Consider the following 18,301-nt stretch of genomic DNA (forward strand, 5'->3'; position numbering starts at 1 on the left):
ACTGTTCGTTTCACAAGCCTGTCAAGGGCCAGCAGTGCGCTACTCCTTAGCGTCGCGGAGATAGCTTGACCTGCACTCTACCCGCCACCATCACGCCAAAGCATCCAGGAATTTCCTTATCCCATCATCACTTCCCGACAAACACCATCACAACCTGACCATCCCTATCTCTTTACTTTCCGGGTGGGGGCTGCATCATTTTCAGGCGGCCAACAACAGATCACCAAACTCCATCTCCAAATAGTGCTTCAGTTTCTTTTTGGCGTTATTTTCCAACTGTCGCACCCGTTCCCGTGTAATGCCCAGACTGTCTCCTACTTCCTGAAGCGTTTTTGGTGATGAAGAAAAAAACCGCCCTTCCACAACCTGCCGCTCTCGTTTGGTCAACCGAGCAATGGCCTGGCGGATCTTTTGCTGCAACCGCTGCTGTTCTTCCAAAGCGATCAATGACCGTTCCTGATCCTGGCCCTCGTCAACCAACATATCAAGATACGTCGTTTCACCCTCACTGACCACATGATCCAGGGAAAGATCCCGATGGCTCAAGCGCTGATAGAGTGCCTGGACCTTTTCATCATCATGTTGGCCATCCATCAACGCCCGCATGGATTGCCGATCAATTTCATTACCTTCAAGGGATCCTTTAATTTGCGACAATTTATAAAAAAGTTTTTTCTGCAGCTGGGTAGTACCAATCTTAACCAGGCTCCAGCTTCGCATGATAAAATCCCTGATATAGGCACGGATCCACCACACCGCATAAGAGATGAGCCGATATCCGCGCTCTGGATTGAACTTTTTCACCGCTGTCATCAGACCGAGATTGCCTTCCTGAATCAAGTCCATCTTTTTTATCCGGTAGCCGTCATATTCAGAAGCGATCTTGACCACAAAGCGCAAATTGCTCACAACCAGTTTATGGGCAGCTTCAAGTTCACCTGCCTGACGGTAGCGAACCGCCAGCGAGTACTCTTCATCTGGCTTCAACAGGGGGAAACGATTGATTTCGGCCATATAAAGGGACAAAGAGTCGGTTACTGGAATTGCCGGTGCATACTCTGCCATCGTCATACCTCCCACACATTATTAGCACTCATCAAGTATGAGTGCTAATATATCACAGTTTTCATATTAATCAAGTATTTTTTACCGGGATGATCGAGGGGGGAGAACTGCACAACGAAAGACAATCAAGGTTTCACGCTGACATGATTGCCTGAAAACAACCAAAAGTTTTTTGTAAAAGGCAAGACACCCTGCCCTTACTAGACTATTGACAAAAACAAGCTGCTTACACTATGATGCCCCACCAGTGGCTTGGACAGGGATAGCTCCCAGATACGATATAGCCCCCGGCCTCCCGCACATCAAACGAAAGGATCACAACCATGGCGTATGAATTGCAGATTGAAACCTCCTTTGCCGCAGCGCATAACCTGCTCAACTATTGCGGCCAGTGCGAAAAACTGCATGGCCACAACTGGAAGATCGAAGTACATATCAAAGGCAACACCCTTGATAAAAGCGGCATGATGCTTGATTTTAAAGTTCTCAAACAATACACCGAGGAAATAATCCAATCACTTGACCATAGCTATCTCAACGAACATCCAGCCTTTGCCGGTCAAAGCCCCTCGTCTGAATTAATCGCCCGCCATATTTTTCTCGAACTGGAAAAGCAGCTGGCCAAGCATGGTATCACGGTTTCCCGGGTCGTTGCCTGGGAGTCAGAACGGGCCGCAGCTGCCTATACAGGTGAGTAAATGATCCAGGACATTCAGCAGCAACTAGACCATCGCCAGATCGAAATCAACAAGGTCGGCGTCAAGGGCATCCAGTACCCGATTCAGGTGCTCGACAAAACCGTGGGCATTCAGCATACCATTGGCGACTTCAACATGTACGTCAGCTTGCCGCACCATTTCAAGGGCACCCACATGAGTCGCTTTGTCGAGGTACTGAACAAGTACCACAATAAAATAGGAATCAATATTTTCCCCACTATCCTTAAAGAGATCAAGGACCACCTCGAAGCTGAATCGGCCCATCTGGAGATTTCCTTTCCCTACTTTATCGACAAGGAAGCTCCGGTCAGCCGGGCAAAAAGTAAAATGATCTACCAATGCACCTTTTCCGGCAACATGACCCACGATCAGCTGGATTTCAGGGTCCTGGTCAAAGTCCCGGTCACCAGCCTCTGCCCCTGCTCCAAAGCAATCAGTGAATATGGCGCCCACAATCAACGCAGCATGGTATCGGTGAATTTTTCCTTCAAGCAGTTCGTCTGGATCGAGGACATGATCAAGCTCATCGAAGAAACCGCCAGCTGCGACATCTACCCCCTGCTCAAACGCCCTGATGAAAAATACGTTACCGAACGGGCCTATACCCACCCGATGTTCGTTGAGGATTTAGTACGGGAAATAGCCACCTTGCTGCTTCTTGACCAGAATATCACCTGGTTTACCGTTGAAGCGGAGAACATGGAAAGCATCCATAACCATAGCGCTTATGCCTATGTCGAGAAATACCTGTGACCGCACTCGCATTGATTATCGCCGGCTACCTAGTGGGCTCCATCCCAACGGGCATTATTGTCAGCAACCTGCTGGGTGCTGCCGACCCGCGGCGGCAGGGCAGCGGTAATATCGGCGCCACCAATATCGCCCGCCTCAGCGGCAAAAAAGCCGGCATCATTACCCTTGCAGGCGACGCTCTAAAGGGAGCGCTGCCGGTGCTGGCCGGCCTCATGCTGGCTCCCCAGACACCATTACTGGCAGCCCTTGCCGGCCTGGCAGCCTTTATCGGTCATCTGTACCCACTTTTTCTGGGTTTTAAAGGTGGAAAAGGTGTGGCAACCGCTCTGGGGATATTTCTGGTGTTGGCCCCCTTGGCGGTAGCAGTGGAACTGACGCTTTTTCTTTTAGTGATGGTAACCGTCAGGGTTGTCTCCGCGGCTTCGCTGCTGGCATCCCTAACCATGCCGGTCTGTATCTGCCTGTTGGGCTATCCGGCCACCTCCGTCCTGGTGGCCCTGATCATTAGCTGTCTGATCACCTATCGACATCAGGAGAACATCAAGCGCCTTATTCTCGGCCAAGAACCCAAGTTTTTTTAAGACAGAATCAACCCCCTACAACCAAAATAGGGCCTTTTCGGCCCGCACATACGTGCTCTTATCAGAGCATTTTCTTGTTTTTTTTCAAACAAGAAAACAACCTGTAACACACTGATTCTACAGTGAATTCCGCCGGATCTCCTTCTGCCGCTGCTTGCGGGACAGCCGGCGGGCGTTACCCTTCTTTCTGGTAGAACCGCACCATGGTGCCGGCTCTCCCTCATCGCCACATCCCATTTCACCGGCCAGCACCACGGCCACTACCTGCTGATAAAACTCTTCGGCACCAAGGCTGACCGCATGCCAGCAGTGGACTCGCAACTGCAGCTCCCGATCACTGGTTACCACGGTCAATCCTGACCCATAGGTTCTGGCCATCTGCTCCAGCACGGTATCAGCTTTCACGCCAAGGGGAGAAAAAACCAGGCTGATCCCCTGCTCATGGGTTCGCCGCTGTGCTGCCCCGGCTGCTACCTGCCAGCCATCAAAAACAACGACAATATTATGCCGGCGGGCGACACGATAGGACGCCAGCAGATCAACCAGGCTTTGCCGCTCCGCCTCCAGGTCAAGATAGTCCAGCGATCCGGAAACTGCCGCAATAACATTGTAGCCATCCACCGCTATCCGCATACTACCAGTCCTTCACCTGCTGTTGCCACCGTGGTGGCTCCACCGCCGCAAAAAAGACACCACGCCCACACCACAAAAAAAAGGGGGCGGCATCACTGCCCCGCCCCCTGGATAACCATAGTCATCTTTCCCAAACCCCCTCAGTCTTTGGGCAGCTTATCTTCGGGCTCAAACGTTCCTTTTTCTCGCTCTTCAAAAAACTGCAGCGCCACTTTGGGAAAGAGGGCATAGGAAAGGACATCTTCGACACTCTTCGCCTTGTCACCCAACTCAGCTGTCAGTTTTTCCATCTCAGGCGGAATCAGGTCAGCTGGCCGGCAGGTTATGGGATCCTCGCCTTTCAAAGCCAGCTTCTGCACGTCTGGATCAAAAGGAGCCACCGAACGGCCGTACATCCCCTTGAGAACATTTTTTGATTCGGTAGGAATCATCAGATAACGTTTGCCGGTCAAAACATTGAGGGTCGCCTGCGTACCTACAATTTGGCTGCTCGGAGTCACCAGTGGCGGATAACCAAAATCTTTTCTGACCCGGGGAATCTCCTCAAGCACGTCCTTGAGCTTGCCGATCGCCCCCTGATCCCGCAACTGGGTTTCCAGATTTGACATCATTCCGCCGGGCACCTGATAGATCAGGACGTTGGTATCAACACCGGTAAAACCACTTTCATAAGCACCATATTTGGCCCGCACCTCTTTCATATATTCGGCAATTTTTGCCAACGGCTCAAGTTCCAAGCCGGTATCATAGGGGGTGTTCCGCAAAGCGGCAACCATACTCTCGGTCGGCGCCTGCGACGTCCCCTGGGAAACGGTGGAAATGGCGCAGTCAATAATATCAACACCGGCTTCAATCGCCTTCAAGTAGGTCATATGGGCCATACCGCTGGTACAATGACAATGCAGGTGAATTGGTACGGTGATCTTTTCCTTCATCGCCTTCACCAGCTCGTAGGCGTCATAAGGAGCCAGGAGACCGGCCATGTCTTTAATACAGATGGTATCGGCACCCATGCCGACCAGTTCCTGAGCAAGATCAACAAAATAGCTATTATTGTGCACGGGACTGATGGTATAGCTGACAGAAGCCTCGGCAATCTTACCGGCTTTCTTCACTGATTCCATCGCCACCCGCATATTGCGGGGATCATTCAAGGCATCAAAAATACGAAAAACATCGATACCATTGGCAGCTGCCCGCTCAACAAAGGTCTGCAACACATCATCGGCATAATGGCGATAGCCAAGGATATTCTGTCCACGAAGCAGCATCTGCAAACGGGTATTGGGAATCGCTTTACGCAACGCCCTCAGCCTCTCCCAGGGGTCCTCTTTCAGAAAGCGCAAACAGGAATCAAATGTTGCCCCCCCCCACACTTCCAGCGACCAATAACCAATTTTATCCAAATCGCCGGCCACCGGCAGCATATCTTTGGTCCGCATTCTGGTAGCCAGTAACGACTGGTGCGCATCTCGCAAGACGGTATCTGTTATCTGCACTTTGTGAGCCATTTTCAACCCCCAGCAAAAATGTGTCCTAAAAGTTACTTAGTATACTGTATCCAAGGAACAAAGGGAAAAGAAAGCGGCGCTGATCGGCGCCGCTTTCACCCATCTTATTCGATCACTGCGATTTCGGTATCAGATTCCACCGCATCACCGGCAGCGACGTTCACGGCCTTTACCGTTCCGTCGATTGGTGAAACAATGGGCATCTCCATCTTCATTGCCTCGAGGATTGCCACTTCGTCACCTTCAGCAACCTGGTCACCAACCTTTACTTTCACATCGAGAATTTTCCCAACCATCGGGGAAGTTATTGCTTCACTCATGAGTACGCCTCCTGCTGTTAACAACCATAATTTAGTATTACCCCGCAGGCCATAGCATACTGACCAGGGTTTTGCAACATTTTTATAGATCAGCGGTCCGTCAACGGCTAAGCAAAGGCTTCATCTTCTCACGGACTCGAGGCTCATCTTTCAGCACCAATGACCGCTGATAGGTTGCCAGGGCTTTATCCCGATCCCCCAACTCAAGATAGACATCACCGAGATGCTCATGAATCACTGGATCGTCCGGAACCAGGCTAACAGCTTGTTGCAGAGTTTCCAGAGCCTGGTGATATTCCCCCCGGGTAAAAAAGAGCCACCCCAGGCTGTCAACAATAAAACCGCTGTCAGGCTTCAAGGCCAGCGCCTTGCGAATCAGCTTCTCAGCATCATCCAGTTGCACCCCCAATTCCACATACGTATAGCCAATAAAATTGAGTACTGTCGCATCGTCGGGGTTTTTTTGCAGTAGCGACTGCATGATGGCGATGGACTTCTGATGATCACCCAGAGAATGCAGCAAAACCCCGTGGGCAAACGTCAGCTCATAGTTGTCGGGAAACAGCTCCAAGGCCTGTTGCAACACCACCAATGCCTGCTCACCGTTACCAGCCTTTTCATAAAGGGACGACAGCATCCGGTAAAGACTGGTTTTATCAGGGTAGGCAATTATCAACGCTTCGAGAATTGCTATCCCCTGCTTAAAATCGCCCTTTTTATCGAACAGATAAGCGGCATGGATCCGTGAATCATAGTAGAAATCACCCTGCTCCTCAATAAGGAGAAACAATTGCAGGGCCCGGTCAATTGCCCCCTGGGCCTCATAACTGGAAGCCAGATAAAAGGTAATCCGATCCTGTTTAGGATGTTTTTCATGGAGGGGCGTCAAAATTTTTACCGCGTCATCGTAGTTTCCCGCCTGGAAATGGATGAGAGCCAATTTAATATCGACACTGAGCGGCGCTTTGCCACTCTTTTGCAACTGGCTGAAAACCTCCAGTGCCGCATCTGCCTGTCCTGTGGCAATATACAACTGACCAAGACGCTCCAGGGCTCTCGGGTCACCATGTCTAACCTGCAAAAGCCGCTGGTAAATGGCAATTGCCTCATCTTTGCGATCATCAAACTCATAAATCAGACCAAGTTCAAAAAGCGCATCGGGAAAATCGGGGTCGCGATCCAGCACTTCCTGATAAAACTGTTCCGCCCGCTGATACAATTTCAATTCAGCATAGATCTTACCAAGATAAAAGAGCGGCATAATTTGATCGGGTTCTTTTTCCCTCAACGTGGTTAGCACGTCTATGGCCCGCTCATATTCCAGCTTATTTGCATAGAGAGAGGCAAGGAAAAGATAGGCGTCAGCATTATCAGGATCGCTGGCAATCACCGCCTCATACTGCTTGATGGCCAGTTCCCCCTCCTCCGTTGCCGAGTAGATCCCGCCCAACACAAGGCGGGCAGGGGTATAAGTGGAATCAATGGCTAGGGCGTCCTCGCACAAACTGCGGGCGGCAGCAACTTTACCCGCCTTAAGCAGCAAGGTGGCCAGTTCAACCTTCAGGTAAGCTGAAGTCGAGTCGGCAGCAACGGCCTTCTGCAGGCAACCGATCGCCTCCTGCATGCGGTTTTGCTGACGCAAAAGCGTATAAACAGAAAAATAGTAATAGGATTCCCCCATATCAGGAGGCGAAAAAACCTCTTCCTGCCCGGCAACCAGCGGGACAGGCTGCGGCTCATTGACTGCTCGCGGAGCACAGGAAGCCACCGGCAGCAGGAGCAGCAGCATGCCCAGAAGGGCAACAGCATAGTTCATTGCTGTTCACCCTTCCTCAATACCGTAAACTCAGCCAGTTCAACCACAAAGGTTGCCGCTGCCGGGGGATAATCATAAAAAACCAGCATAAAAGGTAATTCGCCGCCATCAGCGGCAACGGTGGCCGAAGCATTTTCCAAGGCGCCGATCATCTCCTCGTTCAAGCTTTGCAGCTCTGCCGACGAAAAGGTAACCCCTCCCGAGGTCGTCCGTTCGGCCAGCGCGTTTCCTTGACGATCAATAAGAACCCCCTTGATTTTCAAAGCACCAACCATCTTGGGAGCGGTATTGTAGACTTTTCCTTGGAGAACAATAACCCGCTTATCGGCGGAAAAAATCATATTACGGCTTTCCAGACCAACGAGTGAGAGGTGCTGTTCCATATCGATGGAAAACTTCTGCCACAGGAGAACCCCACCCCACAGCGCCAGGCTCAAAACAGCAACAATAAGACCTAGATAGAGAAACATGCGCCGGCCACCCATCCGTGGCCACAACGATCCCCTGCTGACCACCGGAGCAGCGGCTCCCGCCGCCTGAGAAACCTCACTATCGGCTGTCACAGTGTTGATTTCCACTGTTTCTTCCCTGGTTTTGCTGATTGTTTCGTCCAAATCAGTCTCGTCCAGCGTCGTTTGCCGAAGATCATCACCGGCAGTCTTGCTCCCCTCTCCCCCCCCGGCGGTCTCTTCATCATCATCAAGGTCAACATCCCATGACAGATCATCCTCGGAAAAATCATCTGCCATCTCAAAAACCATCTCAGCATCAGCAGTTTGCTGTTCCTCCACGGCGTCTTTCAGGCCGCCACCGGCCAATCCGTCGGTCACCGGCGTCAGCTCAGGGGACGGAGCAACCGCGTCTCCGGTACCGGCAAACTCGCCTTCGGCCAACGGCATCTCAGGTGGTGGCACGTCCATTTCCGGCACACCACCTCTCTCGTCAGATTCCTCTGCCTGCATTTCCGGATTTTCACCCAGCAGGTCAGGACCGGCATCAGGTGACAGTGACTCCGGCACCGGCAATTCGTCCGACAAGAGGGGAAAAACCGTTTTGCACCGTGAACACTTAACCATTGCATGTTCAGCAGATGGTAATCGTTCATCAGCAAGGTGAAAGGTTGTCTGGCACCGCGGGCAGGTGATCAACATATCATCATCCTCATTATTCAACTAATCTCAATGGACCATACATAAAAGGGTCATCCAAATGCAAGATTTTTCTCCACCACACCTCGTCATACCCTGGCATTGATGAGGTTGGGAAGATCGTCAAGAAAGTACTGCTGACGAAATGCTGTCAATTCAATATCCATTACCTGATCAATTCGGATGGCCACCTGGTGGCCCAACCTTGCAGCTAGCTGCTGCTCAACAGCAGGAACCTGCTCCTCCAGCAGCTCCCGTTGCCGGCCGCCGGCAACCTGAACAGTAACCACTGTCTGGCTGCCCAACATGACTATCCGGCTGCACGTCTGGCCGAAACCGGGAAAGTCGAGAAAAAAGGTTACCGTAAACAGGGAATCATTTTCTGCCGCAGTCTGCGAAGAAGGCTGCCGCTGAAGCTTCAGCCAGACATCCAATTCAGTCTCACCGACCAGAAAAGGAACAATGAATACCAAGCCACCGTCCTGTCGAAGGCCGGGATTATTATACAACTGATTCAATTCCACCAGCGACAGCAGCTCCTGAAGAACGGTCTGCAGCTGCCCAAGTTTATCTCCCGCTGGCTGGGTTGCAGCCCAGGCAATGGCCTGCAACAAAGCCACCTTCAGGTTATGACCGGACAATCCTTTAAGCATCGCTGAAACAAGCTGGCGGGAATCGCCGGTGGTTGCCAGCCGCGCCTCGAGCAATAATCCCATATGTTCCAACAGCGACGGCAGCATCCCTTCCTGACCAACAAAAAAATCTGTACCGGAAAACAGCTGCAGCACCTGCTCCAATCCCGACAACATCGGACTGGAAAACTGCGGCAAAAGGTGCTGTAGCTCTGCCAGCCGGGAAGCAAATGCATTGGGCTGGCTCATGATCCAGGATGCCGCTTCACGCAGGGAAGGAAATAGATCGGTGCTCCCTTCAGACAGCAGGCGCAGAGTGATGGCCGGTGAGATGCCGATCACCTGGGCTCGGTGGACGCTGCCGACCGGCAAAGAATCCCTGCTTTGAGCAACCAGTTGCTGACCATCAAGATCAACCAGGAACTTGCCGCCGCCAAGCAGCTCAACCACCTTCACCTCCACCTGTTTCCCCAGCAGTTGATGCAGGAATTCACGGCTGAACACCGGCGTTTCCCGGTTGATCTGCAGGGTGGATAACAGCGGGGGCGGCAGAGCCCCATTCACATTAAGAGCAGACATTCGTCCATCTCCCCGAGTTCCATACCAATAACCAGGCAATACAAAAGAGGTTAGCCGCTTTTCCAAAAAACCGGAGAATCTCCAGTTTCACGGCTCATGACAGCCGACGCAGCCCTCCTGGATAGCGTTTAGCCAGATCAACATACAGATCTTTGCCGTATTCCCAGAATGTTCGATGGCGTTCTTCAACCGGTCCGAGAACGCGGGCCGGGTTGCCGGCCACGATAGTATGAGCAGGAATGGTTTTGCCGTTGGGAACCACGGCGCCTTCGGCAACAATTGCTCCGGCCTGCACCGTTACCTGAAACGACAGGATCGCACCAATACCAATCACCGCTCCTGTACCGATAAAGGGACAGTGAATTTTGGCCCCGTGGCCGATGGTTACCCGCCGCTCCAAAAGGCAGGTGGCTCCGGGATTGATATGAATAATGGCACCCTCTTCAACCGCCGTCTGCTCTTCAACCACGATGGTACCATAATCGGCCCGCAATATAACCCCATGCCCGATATAGACCTGGGGCGCAATCCGCACATCGCCAATGACAATGGCTGTTTCACTGACGTAGGCATCAGCGGCAATAACGGGACAACGTCCTTCAAATTCATAAATCGGCATACCCGACTCCCTTCTTTAACCTTCCCCAAAGATACCCTGATCTACCTGAAAATTTCCACAATCCTTTTAAAGTCATCGTCGTTGCTGGACCGGTGGATCACCGGCACTCGGCATAAACAGAGACAAACTGCATGCAGCAGCCGCATTTCCGGTTGCAAGATGGCATTGTTCCTGCTAGAGAATATACTGTCTTGCAACCTCCTGCCGCCGTGAGTTTGCTGCCATGCTTGAAATGCTTAACAACCGTGTCAATACCATCATTCCGGAAGTCATCTCCTGGCGCCGTCATTTTCATCGCCAGCCGGAACTCTCCGGCCGGGAAGAACACACCGCAGCGTTCATAGCTGAAGTCCTGCAAAAAAACGGCATCAGACACCAGACCGGTGTCGGCGGCCACGGGATTGTTGCCTGGCTGGACAACGGCTCGCGGGATATACCATCGATTGCCTTTCGGGCTGACATGGATGCCTTGCCGATGCAGGATGCCAAAACCTGCGACTATGCCTCATCCGCCCCCGGAATTATGCATGCCTGCGGCCATGATGGTCACACCGCCGTGCTGCTGGGTATGGCAGTAGCCCTGGCACCAATCGCGTCTCAATTACCCCGTCCACTGATCCTGCTTTTTCAGCCGGCGGAAGAAACCGGCCAGGGAGCCCTGGCGATGCTGGCGGAACAGGTTTTTGCCTCTCCCCCGGTGGCACTGTTCGGTTTTCATTTTTTCCCCCACCTGGAAACCGGCAGCATTGCCATCAACCAGGGAACCCTGATGGCGGCCACCGACCATTTTTCCCTGCAGATAAGCGGTACTTCAGCCCATGCCTGCTACCCGGAAAAAGCCGTTGATGCCATCCAGATTGCCGCTCATTTAATTGCCGCAACCAATTATCTGATGGCTAAAGGAAGGGATCAGATTGAACCAGCCCTGATCTCCATCGGCACTATCCAGGGCGGAACGGCAGCCAACATTATTGCCGACCAGGTTACTCTTACCGGCACCATCAGGACGCTTTCACTTGACCAGCGGCAAACAGTGGTGGAGAAATTCAGCACATTAATGGGCACCGTGGCTGCCGCTTACGGCGGTACGGCAGCATTGAACATCAGCCAGGTAGCACCGGCGCTGACCAACAACAAGGATCTATGCACCTTTGTCACCCGGCTGATCCCCAAGGTCCCGGAAATAAAGCACTGCGATCTTTTTCCAAAGCCGGTACTGGGCGGTGAAGATTTTGCCTATTTTTCGCAGTTGGTTCCCAGTTGCTACCTGAAAATCGGCTGCGGCAATGAAGCCAAGGGCATCATGTCACCTCTGCACAGCAACCTTTTTGACCTCGACGAAAGCTCTTTGGAACTCGCCCTGAAGCTGCTGGCAACCATTGCTTCTCAGGCTCAGGACATCTCTTCCTCAACCAAATAATCTCCCGGATTAATCTCCTCCGTAAAGAGAATATGATAAACCTTTTCAGCCCCGTGGGTCTCTACCAACCGCTCCACCAGCCCCGGACGGCTCATGACTTTGGAAATTTCCGCCAGAACCCGCAAATGATCGCGGAAACACCCCTCGGGAATCAACATGAGAATAATAATCTTTGATTTTTCGCCATCCAGGGACTGAAAATCAACTCCCGCAGGTTTGATCCCCAGCACCCCCATAATCGATCGCCCTTTACTAATCGTCCCGTGGGGAATGGCAATCCCCTTGCCAATCCCGGTACTTAATGATTTTTCCCGCTCAATTACTGAAGCCAGCAGGACATGGCGCTGCTCGGTGTGCAGGCTATGGATCTCCATGGCATAATCAACCAGTTCTTCAATAACCGCCCATTTATCAACCGCCGCCAGCGGCGTCACAATCCCCCGTCGGGGAACGATGCCGAACAACCGCCGGCCTTCCTGGCCAGCCTCACCGGTATGGCTCAACACCTGCTTGACAATCACCGGACCTGACAGTTCACTGATGACAATGGAGGCCAGAACGATTGCCGTAATGGAGGATTCATACATATGAAACAGCTGGTTATCCTGCATCGCCACCACCAGACCGATGGCAACGCCGGCCTGCGGCACCAGACAAAACCCGAGATTATTACGCACCAATGGAACCGTATTGGTCAACCAGCCGCCGAACCAGGCACCTGCAAGTTTGCCGCCATAACGGGTCAGAATATAGACAACCCCAACCACGCCCAAACCAGGCAACAGCGAAATATCAAGGTGTGTACCGGCAAGAGTAAAAAAGGAGAGATAAATAAGTGGTTCCAAATCTTCAAGGGCGTTGAGAATTTCCCGCCGCTGCGGAGACAGGTTGCTGATGAGAAAACCAACAGTCATGTTCGGCAGCAGGGGAGAAATATTCAACCAGGAAGAGATGCCGGTGGTAAAAAAAACCGCCAACGCACTACAGGTAACGAAATGATATTTTTCCCGCAAACCCTTTGACAACAGCAGCAGGATTGCACTGACTCCGGCACCAAGCAGGAGGGACAGGCCAATCACCCGACAGGTGCCCGTAAGCAGTGGCAAAGAAATACCGTGACCGGTGAGCAGTTCCCCTTCAACCAGGAAGGAAACCACCACAAACAGGGTGATGGCCAACACGTTATCAAGGGCAACAACAGAGATCAGGGTTTTTACCAGGGGCCCCCTGGCTTCGGTTTCCTTAACCACCGCCAAAGTTGCTGCCGGCGCTGTGGAGACGGCAATCGTAGCCAGCAGCAAGGCTGGAATCCAACTTTCAAGGAGGAGACAGGCGGCCAGAAATACAGCAGCAAACGCCCCGGCCACTTGAAACAGGGTAATAACCAGCAGCCGAAATTTGTGGCCGGCCATCCGGTTAATCCGCAAATGGGAGGCGATGCTGACCGCAATCAGGCTGAGGGCAATTTCAGAAATGGGTTGCAGAGTCTGATAAACAATATCATGGCTGAGGATATTCAGCAGATGAGGGCCGATCGCCACCCCAATAACAATATTGCCGGTTACCGATGGCAGGCGCAGCCGCCGAGCTGCCATGCCACCAAATAAACCGGCCGCTACCAGAATACTGACCGCAAGAATGGTATTCATCTCTTCATCCAGGGAACATCCTTATGGTCGTCCGGATTGGGCTTGGAGCTGCAAAAAGCTCAGGGGATGACATGCCGCCCATTCTCGCTAACTCTTGTTTGGCGCTCGGCGCCAAAAATCACAAACCGCACCGTGGCAGATTGACAGTCCGGAAAGCACTCGGTAAAAGTGGAACGAACCGGCTGGCGGCCCGTTTCATGGTCACGTTAGATGACCGGGATCAGGCAGCCCGCTGGTTTTCCGGCCCAGGTTTATCTCAGCATCGGACGGCCTGATATACAGTGGCGTAACAGGACTCGCCTGCCCTGGCTTGCAAACCGGTGATTCAGTCAGTGCTTCGGCAACCAGGCGACTGACCAGGGCAAGATTGACAATCCCTAGAGGCAGGCCGATACAGTTGAGCCGTACTCCGGCCGCCGATTCCATGGCCGCCCGGTAGACATCCGCTCCCGGACCAACGATCAAAGTCTTTTCAACATCCACCAGTTGAATAATCCGTTCAGGGTTATCAACACCATAGGCTCGAACCCGGCGTCTTTCTCCGATCTCGTCAACCGCATAGAGAGACCAGTACAACTGCCCCCGACGGGCGTCAACAACCGGACAGACAAAACCTCGGCAAATGGAGAACTGCAGGGCCAACAGATCAAGATTAACAAAGGAATGAAGGGGCAGATGAAGGGCCGCAGCCAAGCCACTCATGGCTGCAATGCCAATGCGCAAACCGCTGAACGAACCGGGTCCTCGGCAAACCAACAGAAGGTCAAGATCTTTTTTATCAAGCTCCGCCGCTGCCAGTGTTTGTTCAATGGCCACCATCAACCGATCGGAGTGGGTGCTGCGAACAGACTGCACCAACTGGGCACGTACGGCATGATCCTGGAGTACGGCTACCGAAGCAAAAAAGGTACTGGTATCAACGGCAAGAGCGATCATCCCTACTCGGTGAAAATCCTGGCTAAATCATTGTAAAATACATAAATCATCAGAGAGATAAGGATAAACATGCCGACCTGTTGGGCAATTTCCATCTTTCTCATACTTACCGGCTTACCCACAATGATCTCAATAAGAATAAAAACAATGTGGCCGCCATCCAGAATGGGAATGGGAAACAGGTTGAGAATTCCCAGATTAACACTGATAATCCCCATAAAATAAATCAGGTTCAACAGGCCGGCTTTGGCCTGCTGACCGGCCATCTGGGCAATGAGAATAGGGCCGCCGAGGGTTTTGGCCGGGATAACCCGTTCAATGAGCTTGATGAAGCCAACAATAGTCAGTTTGATAATATTCCAGGTTTCCACTACCCCTTGAACCAAAGCCTGACCCGGAGGATAACGAAGAATATCGGTTTCACCGGCGGCCGTAATCCCGACAACGTAGGTGACCACCAGCTCACCAAAGACATTCTCACTTTCAATTTTTTTTGGCGGCACTTCAAAAGTCTCGACAACACTGTCCCGTTCAACGGTCAGCGATATGGTCATTCCCTGGCTTTTTTTGATCCGATTCGACAGCGCATCCCAGCTATCCACCGGCTGCCCGTTCACAGCAAGCACTTTATCGCCGGCCTGAATACCGGCCGTAAAAGCCGGAAAGTCAGGATTTACTTCACCAATTCTCGTGTTGAGGGACGGCACTCCATAGAGGTAGACCAGGCTGAAAATCATGGCTGCAAAAAGAATATTGGTAAACGGGCCGGCAAAGACGATAGCCAGCCGCTGGAGGGGCGTTTTTGCCGCGTAGGAAAACGGCTCATCGGCCGCCGAGACATCCTGATCCTCGCTCTCCTTACCTTCCCCCAGCATCTTGACATAACCACCCAGAGGCACAGCAGACAGCAGGTATTCAGTCTCCCCCTTTTTAAAGCCAAACACTTTCGGGCCAAAACCGAGGGAAAAAATCAGCACCCTCACCCCGCAGAGCTTGGCCACCAGAAAGTGGCCCAGTTCATGGACAAAAATAAGCGTACCGAGAACAACAATTGTTGAGATGACACTAGACATGAAACCTATCCGTTATCTGCGCTGAAAAGTCCTGTTAACTTGGGAGGTTGCTGGCATCTACCCACACAGCTCTGCCGGAGGACAGGCTGACCATTGATCCATCAGGACATTACCGGTTTTCACCAAGGAAACCCTGTTAAGGGGTCATGGAAATTCTTACCTGCCGATCAAAATCGAGCACTTGGTCAACCGTGGAAAAGTTTTGGTGGGCCACCGAAGACAGCACTGACTCGACCACTTCGGTAATCTCCAAAAAATTCAGTTGTCCTTCAATAAATCTTGCAACTGCTACTTCATTCGCGGCGTTGAGGGCCGCCGTGCCACTGTCACCCAGGGCCAGCGCCTGATGAGCCAGCCGGAGAGCGGGAAAGCGGTCCCCGTCAACCGGATAGAAGTCAAGCCGCCTCTCCCGTGCCAGATTCAAAACCGGCAAATCCAGCTCCAGCCGCCGGGGATAATTCAGCGCATAAGCAATGGGCAGCCGCATATCGGGAAGCGCCAGATGGGCAATCACCGAACCATCACAAAACTCCACCAGCGAATGGACAATGCTCTGGGGATGGATGATCGCTTCTATCTTCTCAGGCTCTTCCTCAAAAAGCCAGCGGGCCTCGATAATTTCAAGGGCCTTGTTCATCAGCGTTGCGGAATCAATACTGATTTTTGGCCCCATCTGCCATCGGGGATGTTTTACTGCCTGCTCAGGAGACACATGGACAAGCTCCTCTTTAGGCATCTGATAAAAGGGGCCGCCGGAAGCAGTCAGCGTCAGTTTACGAAGCGACTCCCGTTGTTCCCCCTGCAAGGACTGCCAGATGGCTGAATGCTCGCTATCCAACGGCAAAATTCTTGCTCCCTGACGCCGGGCGGTTTCATTCAGCAAGCGGCCGGCCATAACCATTGACTCCTTATTCGCCAGAGCCACATCCTTGCCGGCCAGCAACGCTTCATAGGTCGGTCGCAAACCGATTGCCCCGACCATGGCTGACACCACCAGATCAGCAGCTGGAAGCGTTGCAACTTGCACCAGTCCTGCGTCACCCCAGACGATTTCCGGTGCATAGCTGATGATTTGAAGCCGTCTTCCCAGCTGATCCGCCAGTTCCGCCGTGGCCACCGAAACGATCTCCGGCCGCACCATCTGCACCTGTTCAACCAGGATGTCAAGGTTTCTGCCAGCCGCCAAACCGGCTACCGAAAAACGTTGGGGAAAACGCCGCACCAGATCCAGGGTATTGGTGCCGATGGAGCCGGTTGAGCCAAGGACAACCAGCTTTTTCATCTCATCAGCACCAGAGCACCATAGTAAATCACCGGTGCAGCGAACAAGACACTGTCAACCCGGTCCAGCAGACCACCATGGCCGGGAATCAACTTCCCTGAATCCTTGATACCGGCCAACCGTTTCAGATAGGACTCAAAAAGATCGCCCAGTTGCCCGGCAAGATTAGCAATAATGCCAAGGATCACCAGACCATACCATGACAGTGGCACCAGACCGGCCATCGCCAGCAGAAGAGAAAACAGTCCGGCCCCGGCAATACCCCCCAGACATCCTTCAATGGATTTATTGGGGCTGATCTGCGGCGCCAGCTTATGACGACCCCAGGCTGTGCCGGTATAATAGGAAAACGCGTCTCCTCCCCAGGTAGCCAGAAAAACCATGGCCACCAGCGCCCGCCCACCGGCAAGATCCCAGAGCAGCAGAAGGTGGCTGAACAAGAAAGGCAGATAGAAAAAAAGGAGAAGCTGGCTGCCCAGGGATGCCAGTGCCGGTTTTCCCATCTCCTGTCGAAACATTTGAGCGACGGCAGCAAGAAAAACCAGCAGGAGAAAGCCGGCAAGGAGCCCCGGATCGCCCCAGCAGGCAGCTGCCGCCATGGCGACCGCACCAGTGCCGGCAGTCCATCGGCTCCACCGCTCCTGATCACGGCAGAGCAAGTCCCAACCTTCCTGAAAAGCAATCATAAGTGCAACAATGCAGAGGAGAAAAAACAGCCATTTGGGTGCCAGGGCCAGAATCACGATGAAAAGTGGCACAAAAACCAGACCGCTGTATACCCGTGAGGTGCAGATATATCGTTTCCAGAATGGGGTCATGATGATAACTGTTCGCTGATCATGCCAAAACGCCGTTCTCGCTGTTGAAAATCACGCATGATAGAGAGCAGTTCCTCTTCGCTGAAATCTGGCCACAGAGTTTCGCTGAAGTAGAGTTCAGCATATGCCGCCTGCCAGAGAAGAAAATTACTCAAACGATATTCTCCCCCCGTCCGCAACATCAGATCCGGATCCGGCAGCCCGGCAGTATCAAGAAAGCCGGCAAACGTGGCGGGATCAAGATTTGCAAGCGTAATCTTTTGCTCCTCAACGGCCTGCAAACATCGCTGGACAGCAACAATAATTTCATCTCTTGACCCGTAGCTGAGCGCCAGGGTTAACGTCATGCCGGTGCAGGAAGACGTCCTGGCAATGGCAGACTGCAGATCATCCTGGACCCCTTGGCTAAGCCGGTCCGTACGCCCAATAGTCCGCAGGCGGATATTATTTTTAAGCAACCGGGGCAGTTCACGGCGCAGGAAGCGCTGCAGCAGTTTCATCAATGCCTGCACTTCAAGCGCTGGCCGCTGCCAATTTTCAGAAGAGAACGCGTAGAGAGTAAGTGCCTCAATCCGATGCTCCGCACAACATTCGACGGTCCGCTCCACCGCTTTAATCCCGGCCTCATGACCTTTGATCCGCGGCAGCAGACGTTTCTTCGCCCAGCGGCCATTGCCATCCATAATGATCGCCACATGACGGGGCTGTCGTTCCGGATCAAGCGTGTCCATGGTTCGATTCATCCCA

Annotated in this window: 18 protein-coding genes and 1 pseudogene; 4 read left to right on the forward strand and 15 right to left on the reverse strand. The window is 52.6% G+C overall.

Annotated elements, in window-relative coordinates; all coding sequences use genetic code 11:
- Window positions 1–201: 201 nt before the first annotated feature.
- Window positions 202–1,065 (reverse strand): RNA polymerase factor sigma-32, encoded by an 864-nt coding sequence (locus JXO50_03025; protein MBN2332058.1) that lies wholly within the window; start codon window positions 1,063–1,065, stop codon window positions 202–204.
- A gap of 323 nt (window positions 1,066–1,388) precedes the next feature.
- Between JXO50_03025 and queD the strand changes: the two genes are divergently transcribed.
- Genes queD through plsY form a run of 3 tightly spaced genes read left to right on the forward strand, consistent with a single transcriptional unit; the run spans window position 1,389 to window position 3,118 of the window.
- Window positions 1,389–1,763, forward strand: coding sequence for a 6-carboxytetrahydropterin synthase QueD (queD, locus tag JXO50_03030; GenBank protein MBN2332059.1), 375 nt, complete (start codon window positions 1,389–1,391; stop codon window positions 1,761–1,763).
- Window positions 1,764–2,537, forward strand: a complete 774-nt coding sequence (locus JXO50_03035; protein MBN2332060.1) for a GTP cyclohydrolase I FolE2 — start codon at window positions 1,764–1,766, stop codon at window positions 2,535–2,537.
- Entirely contained in the window at window positions 2,534–3,118 is a 585-nt protein-coding gene (plsY, locus tag JXO50_03040; protein MBN2332061.1) for a glycerol-3-phosphate 1-O-acyltransferase PlsY, read from the forward strand. Before JXO50_03035 ends, plsY begins: the two co-directional genes overlap by 4 nt.
- A 117-nt stretch (window positions 3,119–3,235) precedes the next feature.
- Here the strand turns inward: plsY and JXO50_03045 are convergent, their stop codons facing one another.
- The 8 genes and pseudogenes from JXO50_03045 to JXO50_03080 all read right to left on the reverse strand — a co-directional run bounded on the left by JXO50_03045 (window position 3,236) and on the right by JXO50_03080 (window position 10,376).
- Entirely contained in the window at window positions 3,236–3,751 is a 516-nt protein-coding gene (locus tag JXO50_03045; protein ID MBN2332062.1) for an NYN domain-containing protein, read from the reverse strand.
- A gap of 140 nt (window positions 3,752–3,891) precedes the next feature.
- Window positions 3,892–5,262: a pyruvate/oxaloacetate carboxyltransferase gene (locus JXO50_03050; GenBank protein ID MBN2332063.1), complete on the reverse strand. Its 1,371-nt coding sequence runs from the start codon at window positions 5,260–5,262 to the stop codon at window positions 3,892–3,894.
- Between the two features lie 104 nt (window positions 5,263–5,366).
- Window positions 5,367–5,582, reverse strand: coding sequence for an acetyl-CoA carboxylase biotin carboxyl carrier protein subunit (locus JXO50_03055; protein ID MBN2332064.1), 216 nt, complete (start codon window positions 5,580–5,582; stop codon window positions 5,367–5,369).
- Window positions 5,583–5,682: 100 nt separating this feature from the next.
- Window positions 5,683–7,398 (reverse strand): tetratricopeptide repeat protein, encoded by a 1,716-nt coding sequence (locus JXO50_03060; protein ID MBN2332065.1) that lies wholly within the window; start codon window positions 7,396–7,398, stop codon window positions 5,683–5,685.
- Window positions 7,395–8,435, reverse strand: a complete 1,041-nt coding sequence (locus tag JXO50_03065; GenBank protein MBN2332066.1) for a DUF3426 domain-containing protein — start codon at window positions 8,433–8,435, stop codon at window positions 7,395–7,397. Before JXO50_03065 ends, JXO50_03060 begins: the two co-directional genes overlap by 4 nt.
- Before the next feature lie 3 nt (window positions 8,436–8,438).
- Window positions 8,439–8,549, reverse strand: a pseudogene (locus JXO50_03070) (zinc-ribbon domain-containing protein).
- A gap of 86 nt (window positions 8,550–8,635) precedes the next feature.
- Window positions 8,636–9,757, reverse strand: coding sequence for a hypothetical protein (locus JXO50_03075; protein ID MBN2332067.1), 1,122 nt, complete (start codon window positions 9,755–9,757; stop codon window positions 8,636–8,638).
- 94 nt (window positions 9,758–9,851) lie between these two features.
- Window positions 9,852–10,376 (reverse strand): gamma carbonic anhydrase family protein, encoded by a 525-nt coding sequence (locus tag JXO50_03080; GenBank protein MBN2332068.1) that lies wholly within the window; start codon window positions 10,374–10,376, stop codon window positions 9,852–9,854.
- Between the two features lie 223 nt (window positions 10,377–10,599).
- Between JXO50_03080 and JXO50_03085 the strand changes: the two genes are divergently transcribed.
- Window positions 10,600–11,796, forward strand: a complete 1,197-nt coding sequence (locus tag JXO50_03085; protein MBN2332069.1) for an amidohydrolase — start codon at window positions 10,600–10,602, stop codon at window positions 11,794–11,796.
- Here the strand turns inward: JXO50_03085 and JXO50_03090 are convergent.
- From JXO50_03090 to JXO50_03115, 6 genes are all read right to left on the reverse strand, one after another.
- The gene (locus JXO50_03090) at window positions 11,769–13,445 is read right to left on the reverse strand and encodes a PTS sugar transporter subunit IIA (GenBank protein MBN2332070.1); all 1,677 of its coding nucleotides are present in this window, start codon (window positions 13,443–13,445) and stop codon (window positions 11,769–11,771) included. The two genes, JXO50_03085 and JXO50_03090, sit on opposite strands and share 28 nt — an antisense overlap.
- Before the next feature lie 201 nt (window positions 13,446–13,646).
- Window positions 13,647–14,381, reverse strand: a complete 735-nt coding sequence (gene tsaB / locus JXO50_03095; protein ID MBN2332071.1) for a tRNA (adenosine(37)-N6)-threonylcarbamoyltransferase complex dimerization subunit type 1 TsaB — start codon at window positions 14,379–14,381, stop codon at window positions 13,647–13,649.
- A gap of 2 nt (window positions 14,382–14,383) precedes the next feature.
- Window positions 14,384–15,454: an RIP metalloprotease RseP gene (gene rseP / locus JXO50_03100; protein ID MBN2332072.1), complete on the reverse strand. Its 1,071-nt coding sequence runs from the start codon at window positions 15,452–15,454 to the stop codon at window positions 14,384–14,386.
- Between the two features lie 136 nt (window positions 15,455–15,590).
- Window positions 15,591–16,736, reverse strand: coding sequence for a 1-deoxy-D-xylulose-5-phosphate reductoisomerase (locus JXO50_03105; protein ID MBN2332073.1), 1,146 nt, complete (start codon window positions 16,734–16,736; stop codon window positions 15,591–15,593).
- Entirely contained in the window at window positions 16,733–17,554 is an 822-nt protein-coding gene (locus JXO50_03110) for a phosphatidate cytidylyltransferase (protein ID MBN2332074.1), read from the reverse strand. The genes JXO50_03105 and JXO50_03110 overlap by 4 nt, the downstream gene beginning before the upstream one ends.
- Window positions 17,551–18,285: an isoprenyl transferase gene (locus JXO50_03115; protein MBN2332075.1), complete on the reverse strand. Its 735-nt coding sequence runs from the start codon at window positions 18,283–18,285 to the stop codon at window positions 17,551–17,553. Before JXO50_03115 ends, JXO50_03110 begins: the two co-directional genes overlap by 4 nt.
- Window positions 18,286–18,301 lie beyond the last annotated feature (16 nt).

This window comes from Candidatus Anaeroferrophillus wilburensis, from assembly GCA_016934315.1.
Lineage (GTDB): Bacteria > Desulfobacterota > Anaeroferrophillalia > Anaeroferrophillales > Anaeroferrophillaceae > Anaeroferrophillus > Anaeroferrophillus wilburensis.

Bases quoted from the DNA above. Each gene is read 5' to 3' on its own strand.
- JXO50_03050 (MBN2332063.1), bottom strand. From the start codon at position 5,262: ATGGCTCACAAAGTGCAGATAACAGATACCGTCTTGCGAGATGCGCAC.
- JXO50_03025 (MBN2332058.1), bottom strand. From the start codon at position 1,065: ATGGCAGAGTATGCACCGGCAATTCCAGTAACCGACTCTTTGTCCCTT.
- JXO50_03075 (MBN2332067.1), bottom strand. From the start codon at position 9,757: ATGTCTGCTCTTAATGTGAATGGGGCTCTGCCGCCCCCGCTGTTATCC.
- rseP (MBN2332072.1), bottom strand. From the start codon at position 15,454: ATGTCTAGTGTCATCTCAACAATTGTTGTTCTCGGTACGCTTATTTTT.
- JXO50_03105 (MBN2332073.1), bottom strand. From the start codon at position 16,736: ATGAAAAAGCTGGTTGTCCTTGGCTCAACCGGCTCCATCGGCACCAAT.
- JXO50_03115 (MBN2332075.1), bottom strand. From the start codon at position 18,285: ATGGACACGCTTGATCCGGAACGACAGCCCCGTCATGTGGCGATCATT.
- JXO50_03060 (MBN2332065.1), bottom strand. From the start codon at position 7,398: ATGAACTATGCTGTTGCCCTTCTGGGCATGCTGCTGCTCCTGCTGCCG.
- JXO50_03080 (MBN2332068.1), bottom strand. From the start codon at position 10,376: ATGCCGATTTATGAATTTGAAGGACGTTGTCCCGTTATTGCCGCTGAT.
- JXO50_03045 (MBN2332062.1), bottom strand. From the start codon at position 3,751: ATGCGGATAGCGGTGGATGGCTACAATGTTATTGCGGCAGTTTCCGGA.
- JXO50_03090 (MBN2332070.1), bottom strand. From the start codon at position 13,445: ATGAATACCATTCTTGCGGTCAGTATTCTGGTAGCGGCCGGTTTATTT.
- JXO50_03035 (MBN2332060.1), top strand. From the start codon at position 1,764: ATGATCCAGGACATTCAGCAGCAACTAGACCATCGCCAGATCGAAATC.
- JXO50_03085 (MBN2332069.1), top strand. From the start codon at position 10,600: ATGCTTGAAATGCTTAACAACCGTGTCAATACCATCATTCCGGAAGTC.
- JXO50_03055 (MBN2332064.1), bottom strand. From the start codon at position 5,582: ATGAGTGAAGCAATAACTTCCCCGATGGTTGGGAAAATTCTCGATGTG.
- tsaB (MBN2332071.1), bottom strand. From the start codon at position 14,381: ATGATCGCTCTTGCCGTTGATACCAGTACCTTTTTTGCTTCGGTAGCC.
- queD (MBN2332059.1), top strand. From the start codon at position 1,389: ATGGCGTATGAATTGCAGATTGAAACCTCCTTTGCCGCAGCGCATAAC.
- JXO50_03110 (MBN2332074.1), bottom strand. From the start codon at position 17,554: ATGACCCCATTCTGGAAACGATATATCTGCACCTCACGGGTATACAGC.